Below are 910 nucleotides of genomic sequence, written 5' to 3'. Positions count from 1 at the left end.
ACCCGAGATCGGTTTAAGCCATCAGTTCATCAATAGAAATTGATGGCTTTTTTTCTTTGTGGCTGTATGCAATCAGCGCACCCAAGACTGTTAATATCATTCCATGCAAGCTTCTATGTCTTGAGTGCTCTAGCTGACAAATATTTTTTAGCTGGTCATTCACCGTTTCAATAATAAAGCGCTTGGATAACATTGCTTTGTCCCAAGCTGAAATAGCTTTGGCCTTCATGTTACTGCGCACATTGGTGACCAGTTTGAGTCCCCTTTCCGATAGTGACTGCTCTAACTTACTGCTAATATACCCCTTGTCTCCATATAAAGTGCCGGTTAGATTTTGCGTAAGCTCTTCCACGGGAGCTGTATCCTGCTTATTTGCAGGTGTAACTTTGGCGGCAATTATTTCACCTTTATGATTGATAATTAGGTGTAGTTTAAATCCAAAATACCATCCCATCGTTCCTCTACCCCGCTTAGCTACTCCTGCAAACGTCTTGTGCCTTGGTATTCTCAAATTATGACAAACTTTGATACTCGTTGAGTCAATGAAGCAAATATCACAATCCGTTGATTTTAGTGTTTTAAAATAACTTGAAAGGGGAGTAACTGCACGAGGCATGAGTTCTAAAAACCTTGTATAGCTGAGCAGTGTTGGAAAGTCTTTTTTATGAAAGCGAGCGAGGTAGCCTTTATAAAAGTTTTTAAAATCGCGCTGATTTGACATATGAAATAGAATGATGACGGTCATTATTTCAGCCATACTCATCTGGCATGCTCTGTCTCTTTTTATTTGACCTTGCTCTATCTGGTAGGCGTGCCACTGCGGCAAAAAAACTTTGCAAAAATCATCGACATCACAAAACAACTCAACTAACTTATTCATGCCTGTTCCTTACTGGGTCACTTTCTTTTT

1 protein-coding gene is annotated in these 910 nt (G+C 39.8%); it reads right to left on the bottom strand.

Annotation, left to right across the window (positions count from 1 at the left end; genetic code table 11):
• Positions 1 to 13 precede the first annotated feature (13 nt).
• Entirely contained in the window at positions 14 to 880 is an 867-nt protein-coding gene (locus tag D9603_RS19625; protein WP_128732576.1) for an IS982 family transposase, read from the bottom strand.
• Positions 881 to 910 lie beyond the last annotated feature (30 nt).

It is taken from the genome of Pseudoalteromonas sp. PS5, from assembly GCF_004103255.1.
Taxonomy (GTDB): domain Bacteria; phylum Pseudomonadota; class Gammaproteobacteria; order Enterobacterales; family Alteromonadaceae; genus Pseudoalteromonas; species Pseudoalteromonas peptidolytica.
The sequence above is the reverse complement of the archived record's forward strand: the minus strand, read 5'-3'. Positions and strand labels throughout refer to the sequence as shown.